This is a genomic window from Kitasatospora sp. NPDC054768 (assembly GCF_053612025.1).
Genome location: NZ_JBSHBN010000313.1, coordinates 1 through 3,382, shown reverse-complemented (window position 1 = coordinate 3,382; position 3,382 = coordinate 1). Strand labels below are relative to the sequence as shown.

Below are 3,382 nucleotides of genomic sequence, written 5' to 3'. Positions count from 1 at the left end.
GGTGAAGGCGAACGAGGCCGCCAAGAGCAGCAAGGACGCGGCGGGTGCCGCGCTGAGCGCCAAGGGCAACGCGGATTCCGCGGCGGGTTCGGCCGAGCAGGCCGGTGCCTACGCGGACAGCGCCGGCGGGCAGTCGGCCAAGGCCAAGCAGGCCGCGGCCGCGACGCGCCGCTCGGCCGCCGAGGCCGGCCGTGCCGCCGCCGCCTCCCAGCAGCTGGCGGCCGAGGCCGTCACGAAGGCCGAGGCCGCCGCGGCGCTCCTGAAGTCCGCGGGCGAGCACGCCGCCGCCGCGGCCCAGGCCGCCCGGGACGCCGCCGACCACGCCGGTCAGAGCAGCAACGCCGCGCAGGAGTCCACCGACCACGCGAACGCCGCCTCCGGCTTCGCCACGGACGCCCAGACCGCGGTCGACAAGGCCAACGAGATCCAGGACCTGGCCCGCCGCACCGAGGCCGAGGACCTGACCAACCGCACCGCGGCCGCCGTGGAGAAGGCCCGCAAGGCCAAGGCCGACCAGGCCGACAAGCAGGCGCAGACCGACCAGGCGGCCCAGGAGGTCCAGAAGGCGAAGGCCGAGGCCGACCGCCTCGCCCTGCTGGCCAACCAGCCCGGCGCCACCCCGGCGCAGGTCTCCACCGACGGCCGCAAGCTCGCCCTCATCTCCCGCAAGATCTCCGGGGACTGGGGGGAGAAGGCGGCCGACGCGGCCCTCTCCGGCCCGGACACGGCCGTGTTCTCCTACCTGAAGAGCGGCCGCAAGCAGGCCGAGGAGCACGACGCGCGCGACCGAGCCACGCAGATCTACACGGACTCCGACAGCGACACCGTCCGCACCGCCGCCTACACCGCGCTGCAGGGCAACACGGACCAGGTCGGCACGTTCCTGACCAGTGGCCGGGACGAGGCCGCCGCGCCGGACAACCGGCTGACGATCACCCGCATCAGCGACAACGCCGGCCCGGCCGTCAAGGCCGCCGCCGACGCCGCGCTGCGGGTCAACACCCCCGCCGCGCTGCGGGACTTCCTCGGCAAGGGACTGACCGACGCCCAGGCCGCCGACGACCGCCTGACCGCCGTCCGGCTGGAGGACGCCCAGGACACCGAGCCCGAGCTCAAGGCCGCCGCCCGGATCGCCCTCGAAGGCCCCGTCCAGGACCTGCGCACCTTCGTGGCCCGGGGCCAGTACACCGCCCAGCAGCGCGACCGGCTCACCGCCGTCCACGTCGCCGACGTCAAGGGCCTGATCGCCGAAGCCACCGCCAACGCCGCGACCGCCCAGCAGAACGCGGCCACGGCCCAGGCCGCCGCCGCCACCGCGCGAGGCGCCGCCGACCAGGCCAACGGCTACGCCGCCGCGGCCACGGCATCGGCCAACACCGCCGCCGACCAGGTCGCCAAGGCCCAGGCCGCCGCCGACGCCGCCCAGGCCGACGCCGCCAGGGCCGCCGCATCCGCGAAGACCGCGAACGCCGCCAAGGCCTCCGCCAACCGCGACGCCGCCAAGGCCGTCTACTCCGCCAACCAGGCCGAGAGCTCGTCCCGGCAGGCGCACCACTCCGCAGCCGAAGCCAATGAGTCCGCCAGCGCCGCCCGTGCTTCCGCCGAGGCGGCCGGCAAGGACGCGACGGCCGCCCAGGCCGCCGCCGACGACGCCCACGCGAACTACGAGGTGAAGCAGCAGGCCGAGGAGAAGGCCCGGCTCGCCAAGCTGGAGGCCGAGCGCAAGGAGGCCGAAGCCAAGGCCCAGGCCGAGAAGGAGAAGCAGGACGCGATCGCGGGGATCGAGGAGGAGATCAAGAAGGCGAAGGAGGACAGCGAGAACGTCAGCTACCTCTACCACCTCTTCTCCGAGAGCATCCACCTCACCCTCGACGTCATCGGCGGCGCCGGCGGCGTCATCGCCCCCGGCCTCGCCGACATCGCCGACCTCGTCAACTGCGCCTACTACGCCGTCGAGGGCCGCACCACCGAGGCGGTCACCTCCTGCATCGGCGCGATCCCCTTCATCGGCGACGGCGCCGCCATCGCCAAACTCGCCCAGTGGGCCAAGAAGTTCGGCTCCTGGGGCGAGAAGGCCGTCGAGTTCATCCAGAAGCTCGTCACGCGCGTTCCGCCGGCCTGCCCGCTGAACAGCTTCCCGGCCGGCACCCGCGTCCTGATGGCCGACGGCTCCACCCGTGCCATCGAGACCGTCCAGGTCGGCGACGAGGTCCTCGCCACCGATCCCACCACCGGACTGGCCGGACCCCGCCGGGTCACGGACACCGTCTACACCCCGGACGACCGCGACTTCACCGACATCTCCCTCGGTGCGGGCCGGTCACTCACCAGCACCGACCACCACCCCTTCTGGGCCGAGAACCGGAAGCAGTGGACCGACGCCGCCGACCTCCGGGCCGGCGACGAACTGCGCGACCCGGCCGGACAGGCCCAGCCGATCGAGAGCGTCCGGCACTGGAACACCCTCCAGGGCGCGTACAACCTCACCGTCGACGAGATCCACACGTACTACGTGCTGGCAGGCGACCTGCCGGTCCTGGTCCACAATGCGCCGTACTGTCCGAAGCGTCTCGCCCTCGGTCTCACCGAGATCGAAGAGGACGGCAAACTGCTGTTGAATTTCGCCAAGACGAACAAGGCGAAGTCCTACCTGACCTTCCCCAAGGACACGCCCTGGAGGGACACCGTCCGCGAGGCGCTCAAGCCGGACGGCGACACCAAGATCTTCTTCAACCTCGACGGCATCGGGGCGGAAAAGGCCCGACAGTGGGCCGCTGAATTCGAGGGGGTCGAGGTTCCCGAAAAATACTTCACGTCCTGGGAGCTGGCCCAGATCAAGGCCGCGCCGGCGGAGGTGCGGAAGTCGCGCGTGAAGTTCTTCCTGAAGGGCGAGGAAGTCGCAAGCCCCTTCGACTGAGACGAGGCCCTGAGCATGAGCGATGAGATGACGTTCCTGGCCGGAATCGAGGATCTTCCCCTGCGGACCGGGCGGGCGTTCCGCCCGTGGTCCTATTCGGTGTCGCACCGCCGCCTGGTGCTGCGCACCTGGGAGGACAGTCAGAGGCCGGTCCTGGAAATGGAGTTCCTGAACGTCACGGGAATGAAGCTCCGCCGAACCTTCGACAATCTGGTTGTCTCCGAGGGCGGTGCGCTCCCCGAGGTCGACGAATTCGTGGGCCTGTCGGACGAGGACCGCGAATTCCACCGGACCCTGCTGTTGTCCGACGGCACGCACCAGGGGTTCGTCGTGTGCAGCCGCATGAATCTCATGAGCGGCCTGTGACACGGGGCCTCGGCCCCTGAGGCGTGAAGGCGTCCTGCCGGACCCGTCCGGCAGGAAGCCGATACCGTCGGCGCGCGCGGCCCCCACCCATAAGCGGGG

2 protein-coding genes are annotated in these 3,382 nt (G+C 71.6%); both read left to right on the top strand.

Annotated elements, in window-relative coordinates; all coding sequences use genetic code 11:
- A partial coding sequence (locus ACWGKU_RS40715; RefSeq protein WP_452191828.1) for a polymorphic toxin-type HINT domain-containing protein occupies window positions 1-2,917 on the top strand: 2,917 nt, incomplete at its 5' end.
- A gap of 15 nt (window positions 2,918-2,932) precedes the next feature.
- Entirely contained in the window at window positions 2,933-3,283 is a 351-nt protein-coding gene (locus ACWGKU_RS40710; RefSeq protein WP_401056705.1) for a hypothetical protein, read from the top strand.
- Window positions 3,284-3,382 lie beyond the last annotated feature (99 nt).